The 13,551-nt window shown below is 61.4% G+C and carries 18 protein-coding genes; 8 read left to right on the plus strand and 10 right to left on the minus strand.

What is annotated here, in order from left to right; genetic code table 11:
- Positions 1-174 precede the first annotated feature (174 nt).
- The 7 genes from CUJ91_RS33150 to CUJ91_RS33180 all read left to right on the plus strand — a co-directional run bounded on the left by CUJ91_RS33150 (position 175) and on the right by CUJ91_RS33180 (position 5,386).
- Positions 175-777 (plus strand): hypothetical protein, encoded by a 603-nt coding sequence (locus CUJ91_RS33150; protein WP_114158517.1) that lies wholly within the window; start codon positions 175-177, stop codon positions 775-777.
- Complete coding sequence (locus CUJ91_RS33155) at positions 765-3,086, plus strand: SMC family ATPase (protein ID WP_114158383.1); 2,322 nt, start codon at positions 765-767, stop codon at positions 3,084-3,086. Before CUJ91_RS33150 ends, CUJ91_RS33155 begins: the two co-directional genes overlap by 13 nt.
- Positions 3,087-3,163: 77 nt before the next feature.
- Entirely contained in the window at positions 3,164-3,349 is a 186-nt protein-coding gene (locus CUJ91_RS33160) for a hypothetical protein (protein WP_114158384.1), read from the plus strand.
- A 31-nt stretch (positions 3,350-3,380) separates the two neighbouring features.
- On the plus strand, positions 3,381-3,587 hold the full coding sequence (locus CUJ91_RS33165) for a hypothetical protein (RefSeq protein WP_027780566.1): 207 nt from the start codon (positions 3,381-3,383) through the stop codon (positions 3,585-3,587).
- Positions 3,588-3,642: 55 nt separating this feature from the next.
- Positions 3,643-3,861 carry a hypothetical protein gene (locus tag CUJ91_RS33170; RefSeq protein WP_114158385.1) on the plus strand — a complete coding sequence of 73 codons (219 nt, stop codon included), beginning with the start codon at positions 3,643-3,645 and terminating at the stop codon, positions 3,859-3,861.
- Between the two features lie 124 nt (positions 3,862-3,985).
- Positions 3,986-4,333, plus strand: a complete 348-nt coding sequence (locus CUJ91_RS33175) for a hypothetical protein (protein WP_153067664.1) — start codon at positions 3,986-3,988, stop codon at positions 4,331-4,333.
- Positions 4,334-4,408: 75 nt separating this feature from the next.
- A complete protein-coding gene (locus CUJ91_RS33180) occupies positions 4,409-5,386 on the plus strand; it encodes a deazapurine DNA modification protein DpdA family protein (RefSeq protein WP_244231111.1) in 978 nt (325 codons plus the stop codon).
- Positions 5,387-5,502: 116 nt separating this feature from the next.
- Here the strand turns inward: CUJ91_RS33180 and CUJ91_RS33185 are convergent, their stop codons facing one another.
- The 7 genes from CUJ91_RS33185 to CUJ91_RS33215 all read right to left on the minus strand — a co-directional run bounded on the left by CUJ91_RS33185 (position 5,503) and on the right by CUJ91_RS33215 (position 11,609).
- A complete protein-coding gene (locus CUJ91_RS33185; protein ID WP_161966616.1) occupies positions 5,503-6,603 on the minus strand; it encodes a DUF746 domain-containing protein in 1,101 nt (366 codons plus the stop codon).
- 498 nt (positions 6,604-7,101) lie between these two features.
- The gene (locus tag CUJ91_RS33190) at positions 7,102-7,584 is read right to left on the minus strand and encodes a hypothetical protein (protein ID WP_114158388.1); all 483 of its coding nucleotides are present in this window, start codon (positions 7,582-7,584) and stop codon (positions 7,102-7,104) included.
- Positions 7,585-7,615: 31 nt separating this feature from the next.
- Positions 7,616-9,088, minus strand: coding sequence for a 3'-5' exonuclease (locus CUJ91_RS33195; protein WP_114158389.1), 1,473 nt, complete (start codon positions 9,086-9,088; stop codon positions 7,616-7,618).
- Between the two features lie 160 nt (positions 9,089-9,248).
- Entirely contained in the window at positions 9,249-9,716 is a 468-nt protein-coding gene (locus CUJ91_RS33200; protein ID WP_114158390.1) for a hypothetical protein, read from the minus strand.
- Positions 9,717-9,788: 72 nt separating this feature from the next.
- Positions 9,789-10,706 carry a tyrosine-type recombinase/integrase gene (locus CUJ91_RS33205; protein WP_027780559.1) on the minus strand — a complete coding sequence of 306 codons (918 nt, stop codon included), beginning with the start codon at positions 10,704-10,706 and terminating at the stop codon, positions 9,789-9,791.
- A 31-nt stretch (positions 10,707-10,737) separates the two neighbouring features.
- Positions 10,738-11,328: a nucleoside 2-deoxyribosyltransferase gene (locus CUJ91_RS33210; protein ID WP_114158391.1), complete on the minus strand. Its 591-nt coding sequence runs from the start codon at positions 11,326-11,328 to the stop codon at positions 10,738-10,740.
- A complete protein-coding gene (locus CUJ91_RS33215; RefSeq protein WP_027780557.1) occupies positions 11,325-11,609 on the minus strand; it encodes an H-NS histone family protein in 285 nt (94 codons plus the stop codon). Before CUJ91_RS33215 ends, CUJ91_RS33210 begins: the two co-directional genes overlap by 4 nt.
- A gap of 117 nt (positions 11,610-11,726) precedes the next feature.
- Here CUJ91_RS33215 and CUJ91_RS33220 point away from each other — a divergent pair, with 117 nt between their 5' ends.
- Entirely contained in the window at positions 11,727-12,176 is a 450-nt protein-coding gene (locus CUJ91_RS33220) for an SET domain-containing protein (protein WP_114158392.1), read from the plus strand.
- Here CUJ91_RS33220 and CUJ91_RS35325 read toward each other — a convergent pair.
- The 3 genes from CUJ91_RS35325 to CUJ91_RS33235 all read right to left on the minus strand — a co-directional run bounded on the left by CUJ91_RS35325 (position 12,173) and on the right by CUJ91_RS33235 (position 13,504).
- The gene (locus tag CUJ91_RS35325; RefSeq protein ID WP_114158393.1) at positions 12,173-12,637 is read right to left on the minus strand and encodes an HNH endonuclease; all 465 of its coding nucleotides are present in this window, start codon (positions 12,635-12,637) and stop codon (positions 12,173-12,175) included. The two genes, CUJ91_RS33220 and CUJ91_RS35325, sit on opposite strands and share 4 nt — an antisense overlap.
- Before the next feature lie 88 nt (positions 12,638-12,725).
- Positions 12,726-12,920, minus strand: coding sequence for a YqaE/Pmp3 family membrane protein (locus tag CUJ91_RS33230; RefSeq protein WP_114158394.1), 195 nt, complete (start codon positions 12,918-12,920; stop codon positions 12,726-12,728).
- A gap of 98 nt (positions 12,921-13,018) precedes the next feature.
- Complete coding sequence (locus tag CUJ91_RS33235) at positions 13,019-13,504, minus strand: hypothetical protein (RefSeq protein ID WP_114158395.1); 486 nt, start codon at positions 13,502-13,504, stop codon at positions 13,019-13,021.
- Positions 13,505-13,551 lie beyond the last annotated feature (47 nt).

Genomic DNA, 13,551 nt, shown 5'->3' on the forward strand with positions numbered 1-13,551 from the left:
GCGCGGGACACGAGTCGTGTTCCGGTAGCGCGTCATCCGCGTGTTACCGGAACCAGATTTACCCGCGTCTCTGACGCATCGATCGCAGTTCGCTGCATCCATTTTCTTTCTAACCCTGGCGGGGAATCATTCCCCCAGGGGATGCACTCCGCCGTATTTTTCCGGAGTGTCCTCATGTTTGGTCTTTATCCCGCCGGCACCCGATGGGTCCGGCACTTCTCTGCAGCACGTACGCCTGGCGAGATCCAGAAGGCCCTCACGGCCCACGCTGGATTCAGCGCAGGCATTTTCCATCAACCTTTCGGAGAGAACCGCGGCGCGGTGATCGCCCAGAAAGGTCGTTTGCTGGTACTCGCAGAACGCATCGATTCGGCGAGTGCAGATCTGGCGCTGGTGCCGGATGTGCAGATGCAGAACCTGCTCTGGTCATTCCAGAGCGGTTACGCAAATCAGTGGGGTTCCCGCGAACTCCGTGTGCTGACCGGTTGCGACAACTGGGATGCGTTGTTGCGGCAGGCAAGCGCTGATTACGCGCAGGCCTGCGACCTGGTTGAGGAAGCTGTCTCAGGCGCGCTTGAAGCGAAAGCGGCAGAGAAGCTTGCCGCCGGGCAGCTGGCCGCTGAAAGGGCGGCTGCAGCACAGGCGTCGGCCGCGTCGCATTCTGCGGCAGATCCTTTCGTCGGCACCATGTACGCCAATGACGACGATGTGCCGTGGCTGCCGTCGGACTACCTCTTCGATGCCCCGCATCCGGAGGTCGCCTCATGCGCCCACTAAAGCTGACCCTGACGGGTTTCATCGGTGTGCGCGACGGCATGAAACGCGAGAGCGTCTCGCTGGATCTCACGTCGCTGCCGACTGGCCTTATCGCGTTGACGGGTCCGAACGGCGCGGGGAAATCCACGATCATGGATAACCTGCATCCGTACCGGATCATGCCGTCGCACGCGTCCAAGCTGTCTGTTGACGGATTCTCGTACTGGGACCACCTGTACGGGACGCACGCGCTCAAGGAGTTTGAATGGGAGCACGGCGGCGTCCGTTACCGCTCATCGTTTGCATTCCGCAAACCGGGGAAAACTGGCAAGGCTGAGTATTTCCTTGCATGGTGCGACGCGAGCGGCACATGGCAACCGATGCAGACCGGAAACGGCACTGTGTCAGACGGGAAAGCCGAAACCTACGATGCGTGCGTCGAGTCGGTATGCGGCTCGCTGGAGTCATTTTTCACCAGCGTCTTCTCTGCGCAGAACCGTCGGCCGCTCGCGTCCTATGGTGCGAGCGAAATCAAGGCACTGCTCGCGGAGCTTCTGCATATCGACCATCTGCGCACGCTGGCGGCGAAAGCCGGCGACGTCGTGAAGGTTCTCGCCCGTGAGCTCGATGCGACGCACCAGCAGCTTGGTGCACTCGGGGCGAAGCGCGACCGTGTTGTGCAGATTGATCAGGCCATCGCTTCAGATGTCCAGTCACTCGTCGCGGCTCGGGAGAGCCGGGAGGCACTCAATGCGAGCGCAGTCAGGCTGAGTGATCAGCGCGCAGTTCTGGTTGCAAAACAGACTGCGAACGTGGATGCGCAAGCGCGGTTGCGGGAACTGGCCGGACGACGCAGTCAGATCGCTTCGTCGTTGCAGGCGCTGGCGAACGACAGCGCGGCTGACGATCGCCGCTTTGCGCAGCGCCTGTCTGCCTTGCGCGAGTCGATTGCCGGTCACAACGCGGTGATTGCGCAGCGCGATTCCATCCTGGGTGCTAGCGCTGCGCGCGACGGTGCCCAGGCACGCCTGGCGGCCCTTGAAGCGCGTGTCGAGCCAATGCAGCAGGCCATCGCGGCACTGGAGGCCAAGCAGCTTGAATTGACCGCGGCCACTTCACGCATCAACGGGCTCATGTCCGAGGGTGAGTCGAAGGCGTCGTTGCTCAAGTCTCTGGAACAGCAGGCTAGCGTGATCGCTGCCGTTCCCTGTGCGGGTCACGCGATGCATAACACGTGCCCTCTGCTTGCCCAGGCGCGTGAAGCCAATGCGAAGGTTCCCGAGCAGCGCATTTCGCTCAACAACCTTCGTGTCGCGTTTCGCACGAGCCGCGAAGCAGTGGATCGTTTGACGCCCGAAGTGCAGCAGCTTGCTACGCGGCGCGCCGAACTGAAGACGCTGTCGGCAGAGATTGCCGCTTCGCGGCGTGATCTGCAAATGGCTATCGATCTTGCGGCACGCAAGCCGTTACTTGATGCAGCAACCGAAGGCGTTCGCAAGGCCAGTGAAGAACTGGCCGCCGTGGAAGCCGAGGCGAAGGCTGTTCGCGAGCGACGACAGGTACAGCAGGAAAGCCTGTCGTCGCAGGCGAGGGAGCTCGACGCAGAAGTTGCACGGCTCGGTGCCGAAGACGTGAGCGCTGCAATTGCTGATCTGGACCGGCAACTGACGCAATGTCGTGACGGCATCACTGCAGCCGATGCGCGGATCGAATCGCTGATCCGTTCACAGGCGACACGTGAGGTCGAGCGGCAGGCGATCGCAAACGAGCTTGCGGGATTCGACGCGACGCAGTCCCGTGCGAACCGTATCTCCGATGAGATCGCAAGCTGGAAGCTGCTTGCGAAGGGTCTTGGCAACGAAGGTGTGATCGCCCTGACGATCGATGATGCGGGCCCGGCGCTGACGAAGACGGTGAACGACCTGCTGCTTGCCTGTTACGGCATGCGCTTCACGGTCGAGATCCAGACTCAACGCGCACTGGCAAGCGGCGACCTGCGCGAGGGATTTGAAATCCTCGTGCATGACGCCGATATCGACAGCACCAAGGCAGTGACGGTGATGTCGGGTGGCCAGAAGGTCTGGATCAACGAATGTCTGACCCGCGGCATTGCGCTGTATCTGGCCAGTAACGCCGGCCAGCCATATCAGACGCTGTTCAGCGACGAGTCCGATGGTCCGCTCGATCCGCAGCGCAAGCTGCAGTTCATGCGCATGAAGCGGGAAGTTTTGCGGCAGGGCGGCTACGAGCGGGAGTTTTTCATCTCACAAACGCCGGATCTGGTTGCCGAAGCGGACGCCGTTATCAATGTCGAGGCGCTTGCCGCCTGAAAACCTTTTTTACTTTCAACCCTGTGGGGACGCTCCCCACAGGGGCGTTCCTTCGCTTTTTTTCAACGAGGAACGCAATGAAATCGAAGCACGACATGTATGCACGAACCGGAGCGGTCACCGTTTCAGTTCGTCCTGCCACGCTGCGCACGGGCACAGTCCACACCTACGTCCTGAACGGCACGCTCCTGCGTGACGTCCTCGTCGGCGGCAAGTGGGTAACGCACCACGCCAGCATCCCTCTCGAATCGCGGGCCGCCTAAGCGGCTCGCCTCTTCAAGCTGAGTTAATTCCATGCAAAACCTGATCATGCTGCTCATTGCAGCGGGCAGTTCATCGCTGTGCGCCTGCACGATTCAACCACAGGCCGAGCCGGTGCCTTCAAGGCACGTCTCAACGATCGTCATCCAGCAGCCGCGAGGTGAGCCGGGCGACTTCATCATCTGCAACGACGGTCGCGTGCTGGTCTTCCCCGTTGCGCACCCTAAAACCTGTTCCTGATCCGCAAGGCCTCGACCTCGAAAGAGTGTCGGGGCCTTTCGCATGGAGAGTCTTCATGAAAAAGCAGATCACAACCGCGGCGGCACTGGGCGCATTGCTTGCCGTCGCATGCCTGCTCTGGGAGCAGCAGTCCGCGGCCGCTTTGTCCACCACGACAGGCAAAGCGACACGCGCATCTCGCGCGAGCCCGTCGCCATTCGATCGGCGACTGAAAGTGGCCGTGTCGACCGGCACGCAACGCGCCTCTCGTCGCGGCGACTGTGTGTCGACCTGACCTCTGACGCATCTTTTTACTCACCCGCCGGGGCAGGCCCCCGGGACGGGGACAGCCTGCGCCGGCAATCCTCTTGTGGAGCAGGCCAATGACTTACTCTTGCACTGATTTTTTCGACGACGTGATGCGCTGTCTCGCCGATTCTGGCGCGATCGCAACCGATGACATTCCGGAAAACAACCCGGGCGCCGCCGCGGATCTGGCGGTGGCGGCAATCGTCACGATGCATCGCGCGAGCCTCTCTTCGAATTTCGTCCGTGAGCTTCTGGATGAAGTTGAGACTCTCGCCGGCGTAGCCGAAGAGCATGGCAACGGAGCGCTCGCATTTCTCTTTTACCTCCAGGCCGCGATTCTTAACGACAGGTTCGTCGAGGCGCGGAGCCACGACGACTCAGGTCTGCTTGAGCTTATCAGGCGTCTTCCGTCAGGCGTTACCTGGATGAAGCATGTCCAGGTCGCGGAATCATCCTAGCCGTTTAAGTTTTTCTCTATCCCTCGCGGGGCACGCCCGGGAGGGGCTGCTCCGCATCTTTTATTGGAGTGGCAAATGACGATAGGACCACGCGTCCCCGGCATGCCGGTGCTGCAGAAAAACGCTCATGTTGACGACGGGCTGCTTGTTCGGGTCGGCATCCCTCATAGTGGCGGGCGGCTTGCATTCCACGCTTTCAATGAAGGTTATGCGGCGATGGTGTCGGCGTCCGCCTTCTGGGACCGTAAGACCGGCCGCTTCCGTATCCCGCGGGCGACCGATCTGACGGAGATTGACTTTGCTCTCGATAGCGCGGGCTTTTCGGCGATGAAGCTTTTCCAGTCAAAGGGCGGCCAAAGCGGAATCGCGGGCGTCTATCCCTGGACCATGGAGCAGTACGTCGAACTGGCATCCTGCTCCGGGGCATCCTGGGTCGCCCAGCAGGACATGTGCTGTGAACCGGAGCTCGCTGCAGATCAGGAGGCGGTCGACTATCGCGTGAATGCAACGGCGACGTTGCTCGAGGCCATGCTGCGGGTGGTTTACGCCTGGCAGGATCAGCTTGCGGCAGGTTGCAGCGCCGAAGTTGTGCAGAACACTGTCCGGATTCCTGTACCCGTTGCACAGGGTTGGAAAGTTGACGACTATCGACGGAGCATCGACCTGCTGCTGCAGGTGTGGGAGCGGTGGGCTCCGTGGATCGCGGCGCCGTCTCTGATCGGGCTCGGGTCGGTCTGCCGACGACACCTGACGGATACCCGGCATGGGCTCTTCGCCATCCTGGAAGGACTGGAAGGGCACCTGCCACCCGGATCGAAACTTCATCTCTTCGGCGTAAAAGGGCAGGCCCTCGAGCGCGTCAAGATGTATGAATGGGTGGCAAGTGTGGATTCCATGGCACCGGACTTTGCTGCACGTGTAAAAGCACGGCAGGCGGGGACGCCGAATACGATTGCTCACCGAGCGGCGGAGATGGATCGTTGGATGAGCAGTGCGTCGCGCCGGGTCGCTCCTCAGATCGGCGATCAGTTTCGCCTCACGTTTAACAGCTAGGCGCCGATAGTATCTTGACCAGCCCGTGGGTTCCTCTGGAACCCCGGGCTTTTTTTCTGCAATTGGCGTCAGCGTAACCGCGGTCGACCAGCCTGATCGCGCGAGCGATTGGCCGCTCAAAGAACTTCGACGCTGACATCGAAGAAGCCGTTGCATCCGGTACAGCGGAACAACCGCCGTTTTATTTCCGCTGCCGTACGTTTCCTGGTCCTCTTGAAACCGTGGGGCCGTGCTTCGACCCGCTGCAGGCAGTGCGGGCAGTCCATCATCGGCCACGGTGCTTTGAGACCAAGTCGTACGCGCTTTTCGTAGTTACCCGCAGGATCGAGTACCAATAACCATTCGCGAAACAGCCTGACCCATGCCTTAACGATCTCCGGCGTTGTGCTCAGTCGATCGGCGGCATCTGCGAGCGGCCGATGCTGAGACAGAAGCGGAAGAATCCCGTAAGCGATGTCTTTGCGCAACATCTTGGCCAATGGCGTTCGGGTCGCACGCGAATACAGACGCGCGCAGGCGCGACACTGGAATTGCGGCAAAGGCGAGTCTGCGCGCCTGGCAGAAGCTAGTCTCGTAACGTGGCTGCCGCAATGCGGGCAGGGCGGGGGTTCCACACTGTCTGAGAGCACTTCATCGACGTGGGTCCGCAGAAAGTTCGTCAGTTCTTCGTCCTCGGCCCACCTGCGCGGCAGGGGACTGTTGTATCGCAGCGGCCCGGCGAAATCAAACCGCCCGGCGTCCAGCGGAGAGAGCAGCGGCGCGGCCACCACGGCTGGATTGACCCGCGGCTCCGTCATGATGGAGCCCGCTTCGACACGTGGGAGATCTGGCGCTTCCAGTCCAGCGCGCCGGCGGCGCTCCGCCGCGTTCAGCGCCAGATCATTGACGACCATAACCGGGACGGCGCTGGCGTTAGAGCTTACGTTGAGCGGCCAAAGATGACCGCATGATGGACATTTCACCCGTCGGCGGTTATCAACGCTGAAGCCGCCATTGCCTAACTGCCCCTCGTGACCGCATCGCGGGCAGGCACCGTGCGGGCGGTATTTCAGGCCGAGCCTGACAAGCGGCGTCCAATGGCCGTCGGGATCGTGTAGCGCAATCAGTTGCCGGAAGCGCATCAACCAGTTCGAGACGGCGCCGTATTCGACGCCCAGACGCCGTGAGACCTCCTCGAGCGGCACCGGCTGGGACAGAAGCCGGAAGAACTCGGGCATTTTCTTCGCGAACCGGAGGCGGGCAATGGGGCTGCCCGTCAGTCGTGTGTACAAACGACGGCAATCGACGCACCGAAAATACGGCACTGCATGATACTCATTCGCCCGCTGGTGCAGGCGGCCACGGGCGCCACTGCAATGCGGGCAGCGCGGCACCGGGGTCGCGTCAGTTGAATGGAGTTCCGCCCAGAGGCTACCGACGAAGGCGGTAAGGGCGGGATTTTCTGTGTCGCCGTACTCCCGCGCTCTGCCGCGCGTGATTGGCTCGTGCGCATCGAAGACAACTTGGGGGCTAACGGAGCGTCCAGAGTGCCCGGTGGATTGATCTTTCGGTTGGCCTGCCATCTCGTTCGGCGATCTGCAATAAGCGGTAATTCTAGGAGATATAGTGGTGCACGTCTGGCCAGAGGGCGTCGAGCTTCAAAAACCGACGTTTATCGCCCCGGTTCGTCCGGATCGACGTCGTGAGAAACCTTGAGCATCAAGACCTGCCCACAGTCAAACAACGCCCGCGCGGTATTCACGCATCATCTTCCTGATTTCTTCCCGACGTAGGTCGGGATCGAATTTCCTCGCTTCGACGATGTGTGCGATGAGGTCATCGTCCACGCTTTCCGGCAACAGCAGTTGCATATCACTTAGCGTTAGATATTCGACGGCGTCCCCACTATCGCCAAATTTCTCGTAGCATCGGGCATAGAGCTTAATGGTGTCGCAAGACAGGTTTGTTTTTTTCGCTATGAACTGGTAGACGGAACCTCGCGCCTGCTTCCGTATGGCGGGCGTGTCTCCGTCCCTCGCGACGCAAACTGCCTCGTAACGCTCAACGAGAAGGACAATGGCCCTTCCTGCTTCTGTGTGATGGCGCCTGGCGCCGAAGGTGAGCCGCAGATGATCAAAAACCGTGAGCGTATCTGGTGTGTCGTCCAGCGCAGCGTCGTGTTCCCCGGTGCTTCCGACCCGTCCCGTAACCTCATTCATCTTTGCTCCTTGCATTGTATGGACAGCCTTATCAGCTTTCGGCCGCATCCTGGAAAACTTTAAGCAGATCGTTGCGCAACTCCGACACGTCCATTTCATTCCGGGCGCGTGTAAGGCCCACATACAGCAGGCGCTTCTCCTCGTCGGTAAGCGTAGTGCGTCCATCATCGTCCGTCTTGAAACGGAAATCGCCGCAGACCTTCACACGATTCCATTCAAGGCCTTTTGCGCGGTGGATAGTCGACACAACGTAGTCGGCCTCCGCTTCGGGGCTCACGCGTGACAGCATGTCGCGCAGAAAGGCGGTTCCCTCACGGTCGATGATCTGAACGATTGGCAACAGATCGCGCCCGGCGTAGCTCGACGCATAGTCCTGCACGTCGCGCCACGTCTCAAACAGCGCGAGCGACGCCGGGCTGTAGGTGCGTTGACCCCGCATGAGGCGGTCCGCGCCGTCAGCAAATGCGAGGATCTCTTCAATGTTCGCGCGCACCGCGACCTTATGCCCACTCTGCAGCCCGTTTGCCAGGGTTCCGATGACGGTCACGTTCTTGCGGCAGAGGATGGCGTCGAAGCTACGGGCAGGGTCATAGTCCTCGAAGAATGCAGACGATATGTGGGGCTGGCCGCGAAGCGGTACCCGCTCGCCCAGCAAGGTCAAAACCCGCGACGCAAGCGCGGCAAAGTGCGGTCCGAAGCGAAACGACTCGGTGAGCGCGCACTCCCGGGCCTTGATCAGATCCATCGCGTTGACCGCGCCGCGCCACTCGTAGATCTGCTGATAGGGATCGCCCACGTAGATGACCTGCGCGTGCTGCTGGCGACGCAGTACCGACAGCATCAGACCGTCGCTGTCCTGCGCCTCATCGAACAGGATGAAATCGGCGCCGATCTGCGGCCGCGACCGCTCCCACGTCTTCAGATACGTGTCCGGGGTGATGGCGGTCTTTCCCTGCGGGTCAATGCTCTCGTTCCAGTGTCGTACCACAAAGGGCAAAAGCATCGCGCGCAACTCGTCGGCCGACTGTTCGGTGACCATCTCGTCGACTGGAATGTGCCACGCTTCTGGCTCGTTCTGAGCAGACCGGCAAAAGCGTGCAGCGCCATCTGCAACGAGGCGGCCGACCTGGAAGGCGGATAGCTCGACGTTTTTGCCAATAATCGTCGGAACGCGGACGGGGCCGAGCCCGTACCTGGCGGCCAGAAGGTGAGGCGGCTCCTTTGGGAGATTCAGCCGCGCGGTCAGCGCCTTGTCGGTGGCCCGGAAGGCGACCGAATGCACCGTCTGACACATGACGTTGCGCGGAAACTTCCGCTTTGCTTCGGCCGCAATGTCCTTATTGAAGGCGAGGTACTGGCCACGCTTCGTGCTGAACCGTTCGGCGATCATCCCGAGCGTCGAGGTCTTGCCGGCGCCGGCGTACGCCTTCACTTTTACCGTAGCGCCGGAGGCGACCGTCTCGAGCGTGTCGAGCTGTTCTTTCGTCGGCTTGATTGTTTTCATGCGCTCTCGAATGATGTGGGCAGCGAAGGGCTGTGATGCGGGTCGCGGGATACACGAACTCCAGGACATTCTGACCGGTCGCGCAGGTGCACGCCCAGTCGAAAGACGGCGTAACACCACCGCCTTTTGGGCTTGTGAGCGGGCCGACCGCGTCACACGCCTAGCGCAGCGCGTTGGCTATTTCGCGCGGCACGGCAACAGGCTCGGCGTGGCTGGTCTGTACGCGGGTTCGTCCGGCGACAACCGACTCAGACCGGATCGCGACACGTTCCCGAAACAGACCGCGGCCCGTTGTGACATGCGTCGCCTCGTATGGATTGCCACGCTTGATGTAGTCCCCCACATCGAAATCGATTGGAAACAGCGACGACTCTTCGCCGCTCTCGACAACGAGCCGGATGGCGTTCAGCGGAACACCGCGCAGGTGAGTATCCAGAATGCGATTCAGGATCTGGTCGCGGACGATGGATGACTCCATCGGACCCTGGTGCTCGGCCTTCGTCTCAAGCAGATGGACAATCGCCAGGCGCTCAGTTGTTGCCGTAAGCGCAATGCGGAACTGGAGGGCGCACGGCCGGCCCGTTTCATCGGGATAGGCCATGTCCATGAATGATGTTTTGTATGGCATGTAGCACTCCGAACAAAAGTTGTGCCGGCGCAAACGAACCGGCAAGACCAGCCTACGGAGTGGGAAGCGAAGTCAAGTCGTCTGGGCGCTGATGGTGTCGCGGATGCGGATAACGGTGCGATGACTGGCCAGACCCAGCATTGCGCTCGTCTGCTCGTTAGTGCGACCAGACAGCAGTTGCCGACGCGCGAAGGTGTTGCGCAACACGCGCGGGCTCATGTCCGGCGCAGCAAAGCCGATCGCGTCCAATGCTTCGCGGACGATCACACCGAGGAGCACATCGTTGATCGGCTTGTCGTCTGTGCGCGGCGCGGGGAAAAGAAGCGCGCCGTCGGGCGACGGATGAATCCGTTGCCATGCCGCGAGCGCAGGCGTCGAGAAGGCGGGAAGCGGCACAGTCCTCTCGAGGCGTGCGCCTCGCTTCGGCACGGACACCTGCGGCCTTATCCCTTCGATGACCACGTCACGCCATCGCGCGCCGCGAAGTTCGGCCGCAGTGAGGCCCGCCCCCAGCAGCAGCGCAACGACCGCGCGGTTGCGGCACAGGCGGGCATCGTCGCCGGCGTCGGGCTGGACATAGCCTTGGAGGGCGGTGTCCGCGTCGGTATCGAGAAAGAGCGGTTCAGGCTCGTCCTCGGGCCACGCGGCCGACAGCGCGAAGGTTGCCGCCGGATTGCTGTGACGCAGGCCGACGTCGACCAGATGGCGGCACAGCCGGTCGATCAGCTTGACGTAACGCAGGCGCGTGGTCGTCCCTGGCGCACAGCGGTTTTCGACATCGTCAAAGAATGAATCAAGGTGCTCGGGCCCGAACGTCGCGAGTGTCACCCCTCGGGTGAGCAGATGGCGCAGGAACCGGTCGAACATGGCCTTGTGTTGCACGATCGAGCGTTGGGAGAACCGGCGGCGGTCCGCGCCGGCCGCCTCTGTTGTCTGCCAATGCAGATAGGCGGTGTGCGGCTCGGCTGTCCACAGATGCGACTCGTTCATGGCGTTTAGCACCTTATATACTGAAGTGGCGTCAACCCTGCACCTGGCGGATCTCCGATCCGCCATCTTGCCTCCAGGAAGAGGGGGCTGTCGTGCCACCCTCGTAGGCGACAGAGATAGCACGCAGGCATGCAAGCGGACCGCCCTGAACGATCTTTGCGGCGCACGCGAGCATCAGGTTAAGGGGAAGCCCGAAATCCTCAACCAGATAGCCGCGTTCGCAGACATCGCCGAGCTGTGTCGCGCTGCGTGGCACGCGCTCGCGCAACGCGGCGAGATCCTCCCGATAAGCCCAGACGGGCTTCCCGAGCGCAACCGCAAACCCGATCTCGAAAGCGGTGCCGCTATCAGGCTCGCCCGCGCCGCGAAAATCTGCCACGTTGGCCATGACAATGTCCGCGCGGCGGATCGCTGCCAGATTGCAGCGATAGATCCACGCAGCTTTTTCCTGCGGTGACAGATCCGCCGGCGCCAGTGCATCGAGCGGGTAGAGGCCCTCGAATCCGGCGTCGGCGCACATCCGCCGGAGCGAGCGACCATAGTCGAGCGCATCGACGCGGAAAACGTCAAACCCGGCGAGGTAGATCCGGGCCTTGACAACGTCGTGCTGCGCGCCACTCATTCTTTGATGCGGAAGCGTTCGAGGTCCTGATCCTTGATCCAGCGTGGTGCGCGGCCGCGCCCGCTCCAGGTCTCGCCGGTCTCGGGATTGCGATACTTCGGCGCCGCCGCCCGACGGGTGTTGCCGCGACGCTTCCCAAAGACGTCTTCCGGCGTGAAGCCGAACTCCGCGACGGCCTCGCGCACTCGTTCGAGCGCCGCACCGGCCTCTTTCTTATGCGCTTCGGCGATCAGCTTCTCCAACTGCTCCTTTTGCGCAAGCAGGTCCCTATAGCGTTCCATTTCGTTGAAGTTTCGTTGGTTATGATGGACGATTCTACCAGGCTCCCGCTGCTGTCAAGTTGGCATCCGGTTCCACACCAATGAGCGCACGCTCGACATTCACTGCAACAGGTACTGATGAAAAGAATTGCTGTCCGCCGCTCGGGCGTTCACGGTCGCGGCGTCTTTGCACTACGTCCCATCCAGGCGGGCGAGCTCATCCTCGAGTACGCCGGCACGGTCATGAGCTGGAAGCAGGCGATAACCCGCAATCGTCGTTTCGGCAAGGAGGGGCACACCTTCCTTTTCGGACTATCTGATGGGCGTGTCATCGACGGTTCTCTTGGCGGCAACAGCGCGCGCTGGCTGAACCACGCGTGCGTCGCCAATTGCGAGGCTGTGGAGTCAAATGGAAGGGTACACATCCATGCGGTCTCGGACATCGGGCCGGGCGAGGAGCTTTTCATCACATATGGGCTCTCGGTAGAGGGCCGCCTCTCGGCAGCCGTGCGGGCGCAATACGAGTGCCGATGTGGTCACCGTCGATGTCGCGGGACGATGCTCGCCGCAACCACCCACCGTGGTTAGCCGGCGCGGTGTGGTGGCGCCGCGGTTCTCGCGGCACGCAGACGTTCACGAAGCAGGACCTTCTCGACGACCGGAAGATCTGCAGCGAGTTCGTTGCATTTTTTGTGGGCCAACGCCAGGTTGGCGAGCCGCGACGAGCCTCCGTCTTTCTCTGATAGCAGGTGTTCGAGCGTGACGTCTTCATTGTCCAGCGCGGCACCACAGTAAAAGCAGTTACTCCCGTCCCGGGCGCGCAAGCTCCTTAGACGCGATGACCGCTTCTTCTGACTGGGATTAGTGACGTCTCGCGGTCTGCGTGCAGACGATGGAGCTCCGTTTCCCAGTGGCCGCGTGAGCCTGATCGTCATCGGTGTCATGTGGACCAGTTCGGCCGCACCCTTTCCTATTAGAGCCTTTGCACGTTCAGGCGAGCAGTTCGACGCCGCCACGCCGGTTTGATCCAATACCAAAACCGTAGACATTCCTGCTTCCGTTTCCGTGCCAGGCGGATAAGCCTGGCCATCGACAATCACCTCGCGACCCGGCGCATGGGGCCGCGAATGGCATCGATCATCCGCGACTTCCCAGCGCGCGTTCGATCTTCTGGTCCGTTTTGTACTGGCTTAGCGCATAGACCGACCAGATTGCAGCCGGAATCCAGCCAATCAGTGTGATCTGCAGCAGCAGGCAGATGATTCCCGCGAAGGGTCGGCCGATGGTGAAAAACTGCAGCCAGGGGAAGACAAGTGCAAGCAACAAACGCATTTTGAATCCTTCAGCGGTTAGAGTAAAAAAACTGCCAGCGACTTGCTGGCAATTGTGGCGAACGCTCGCCACAATTCGGTCGTGGAATGCTTCCTCAGTCAGCCAGGCGCGCCGTTGCTGTCGCGCACGCAACGGAAATACTGCGGGTCTTCTGCCTCGAGACGCTCCAGCTTGCCGCTGGCGGCCAGCACGGCCTGCAACGGCACCTGATGCATCATCCGGTCGTACTCGTTGACGATGGCTGTGAGGGCGTCGCTAAACGCGGCAGGCACTGTCCAAGGCTCAGTATCATTGCCTTCTTCCAGTAAACGAACGATGCGCCGGCCAGTATCTCGGATCACGTCCAACGACAAGGCGCCTCGCCCTTCGGCCGTCAGCATTTCGGTGAGCAGGATCACTGACTGGAGGTTGAGCAACGCGGTCTCGTCGCGGTGGCCAGAGCGGATCGCTTCCAGGCCAACGCGGATCTGCAGGACTATGCGGTCCGCCTCAACGCGTGCAAGCGGTGAGGTCAGCAGTCGCTTCTTCGTGGCCTGCTCGGCGCTCGCGTTGTGCAGCTTCCTGCGCTTTTTCGATACGGGCATTGATGTTTTACGTCTGAATCTTAGATGCTGTTCTCGCACGTGCCTGC

This window comes from Paraburkholderia graminis (genome assembly GCF_003330785.1).
Taxonomy (GTDB): Bacteria; Pseudomonadota; Gammaproteobacteria; order Burkholderiales; family Burkholderiaceae; genus Paraburkholderia; species Paraburkholderia graminis.

What these genes read in the sequence shown, in the direction of transcription:
- CUJ91_RS33150 (WP_114158517.1), top strand. Translation starts at nt 175, where the DNA reads ATGTTTGGTCTTTATCCCGCCGGCACCCGATGGGTCCGGCACTTCTCT.
- CUJ91_RS33155 (WP_114158383.1), top strand. Translation starts at nt 765, where the DNA reads ATGCGCCCACTAAAGCTGACCCTGACGGGTTTCATCGGTGTGCGCGAC.
- CUJ91_RS33160 (WP_114158384.1), top strand. Translation starts at nt 3,164, where the DNA reads ATGAAATCGAAGCACGACATGTATGCACGAACCGGAGCGGTCACCGTT.
- CUJ91_RS33165 (WP_027780566.1), top strand. Translation starts at nt 3,381, where the DNA reads ATGCAAAACCTGATCATGCTGCTCATTGCAGCGGGCAGTTCATCGCTG.
- CUJ91_RS33170 (WP_114158385.1), top strand. Translation starts at nt 3,643, where the DNA reads ATGAAAAAGCAGATCACAACCGCGGCGGCACTGGGCGCATTGCTTGCC.
- CUJ91_RS33175 (WP_153067664.1), top strand. Translation starts at nt 3,986, where the DNA reads ATGCGCTGTCTCGCCGATTCTGGCGCGATCGCAACCGATGACATTCCG.
- CUJ91_RS33180 (WP_244231111.1), top strand. Translation starts at nt 4,409, where the DNA reads ATGACGATAGGACCACGCGTCCCCGGCATGCCGGTGCTGCAGAAAAAC.
- CUJ91_RS33185 (WP_161966616.1), bottom strand. Translation starts at nt 6,603, where the DNA reads ATGCCCGAGTTCTTCCGGCTTCTGTCCCAGCCGGTGCCGCTCGAGGAG.
- CUJ91_RS33190 (WP_114158388.1), bottom strand. Translation starts at nt 7,584, where the DNA reads ATGAATGAGGTTACGGGACGGGTCGGAAGCACCGGGGAACACGACGCT.
- CUJ91_RS33195 (WP_114158389.1), bottom strand. Translation starts at nt 9,088, where the DNA reads ATGAAAACAATCAAGCCGACGAAAGAACAGCTCGACACGCTCGAGACG.
- CUJ91_RS33200 (WP_114158390.1), bottom strand. Translation starts at nt 9,716, where the DNA reads ATGCCATACAAAACATCATTCATGGACATGGCCTATCCCGATGAAACG.
- CUJ91_RS33205 (WP_027780559.1), bottom strand. Translation starts at nt 10,706, where the DNA reads ATGAACGAGTCGCATCTGTGGACAGCCGAGCCGCACACCGCCTATCTG.
- CUJ91_RS33210 (WP_114158391.1), bottom strand. Translation starts at nt 11,328, where the DNA reads ATGAGTGGCGCGCAGCACGACGTTGTCAAGGCCCGGATCTACCTCGCC.
- CUJ91_RS33215 (WP_027780557.1), bottom strand. Translation starts at nt 11,609, where the DNA reads ATGGAACGCTATAGGGACCTGCTTGCGCAAAAGGAGCAGTTGGAGAAG.
- CUJ91_RS33220 (WP_114158392.1), top strand. Translation starts at nt 11,727, where the DNA reads ATGAAAAGAATTGCTGTCCGCCGCTCGGGCGTTCACGGTCGCGGCGTC.
- CUJ91_RS35325 (WP_114158393.1), bottom strand. Translation starts at nt 12,637, where the DNA reads ATGTCTACGGTTTTGGTATTGGATCAAACCGGCGTGGCGGCGTCGAAC.
- CUJ91_RS33230 (WP_114158394.1), bottom strand. Translation starts at nt 12,920, where the DNA reads ATGCGTTTGTTGCTTGCACTTGTCTTCCCCTGGCTGCAGTTTTTCACC.
- CUJ91_RS33235 (WP_114158395.1), bottom strand. Translation starts at nt 13,504, where the DNA reads ATGCCCGTATCGAAAAAGCGCAGGAAGCTGCACAACGCGAGCGCCGAG.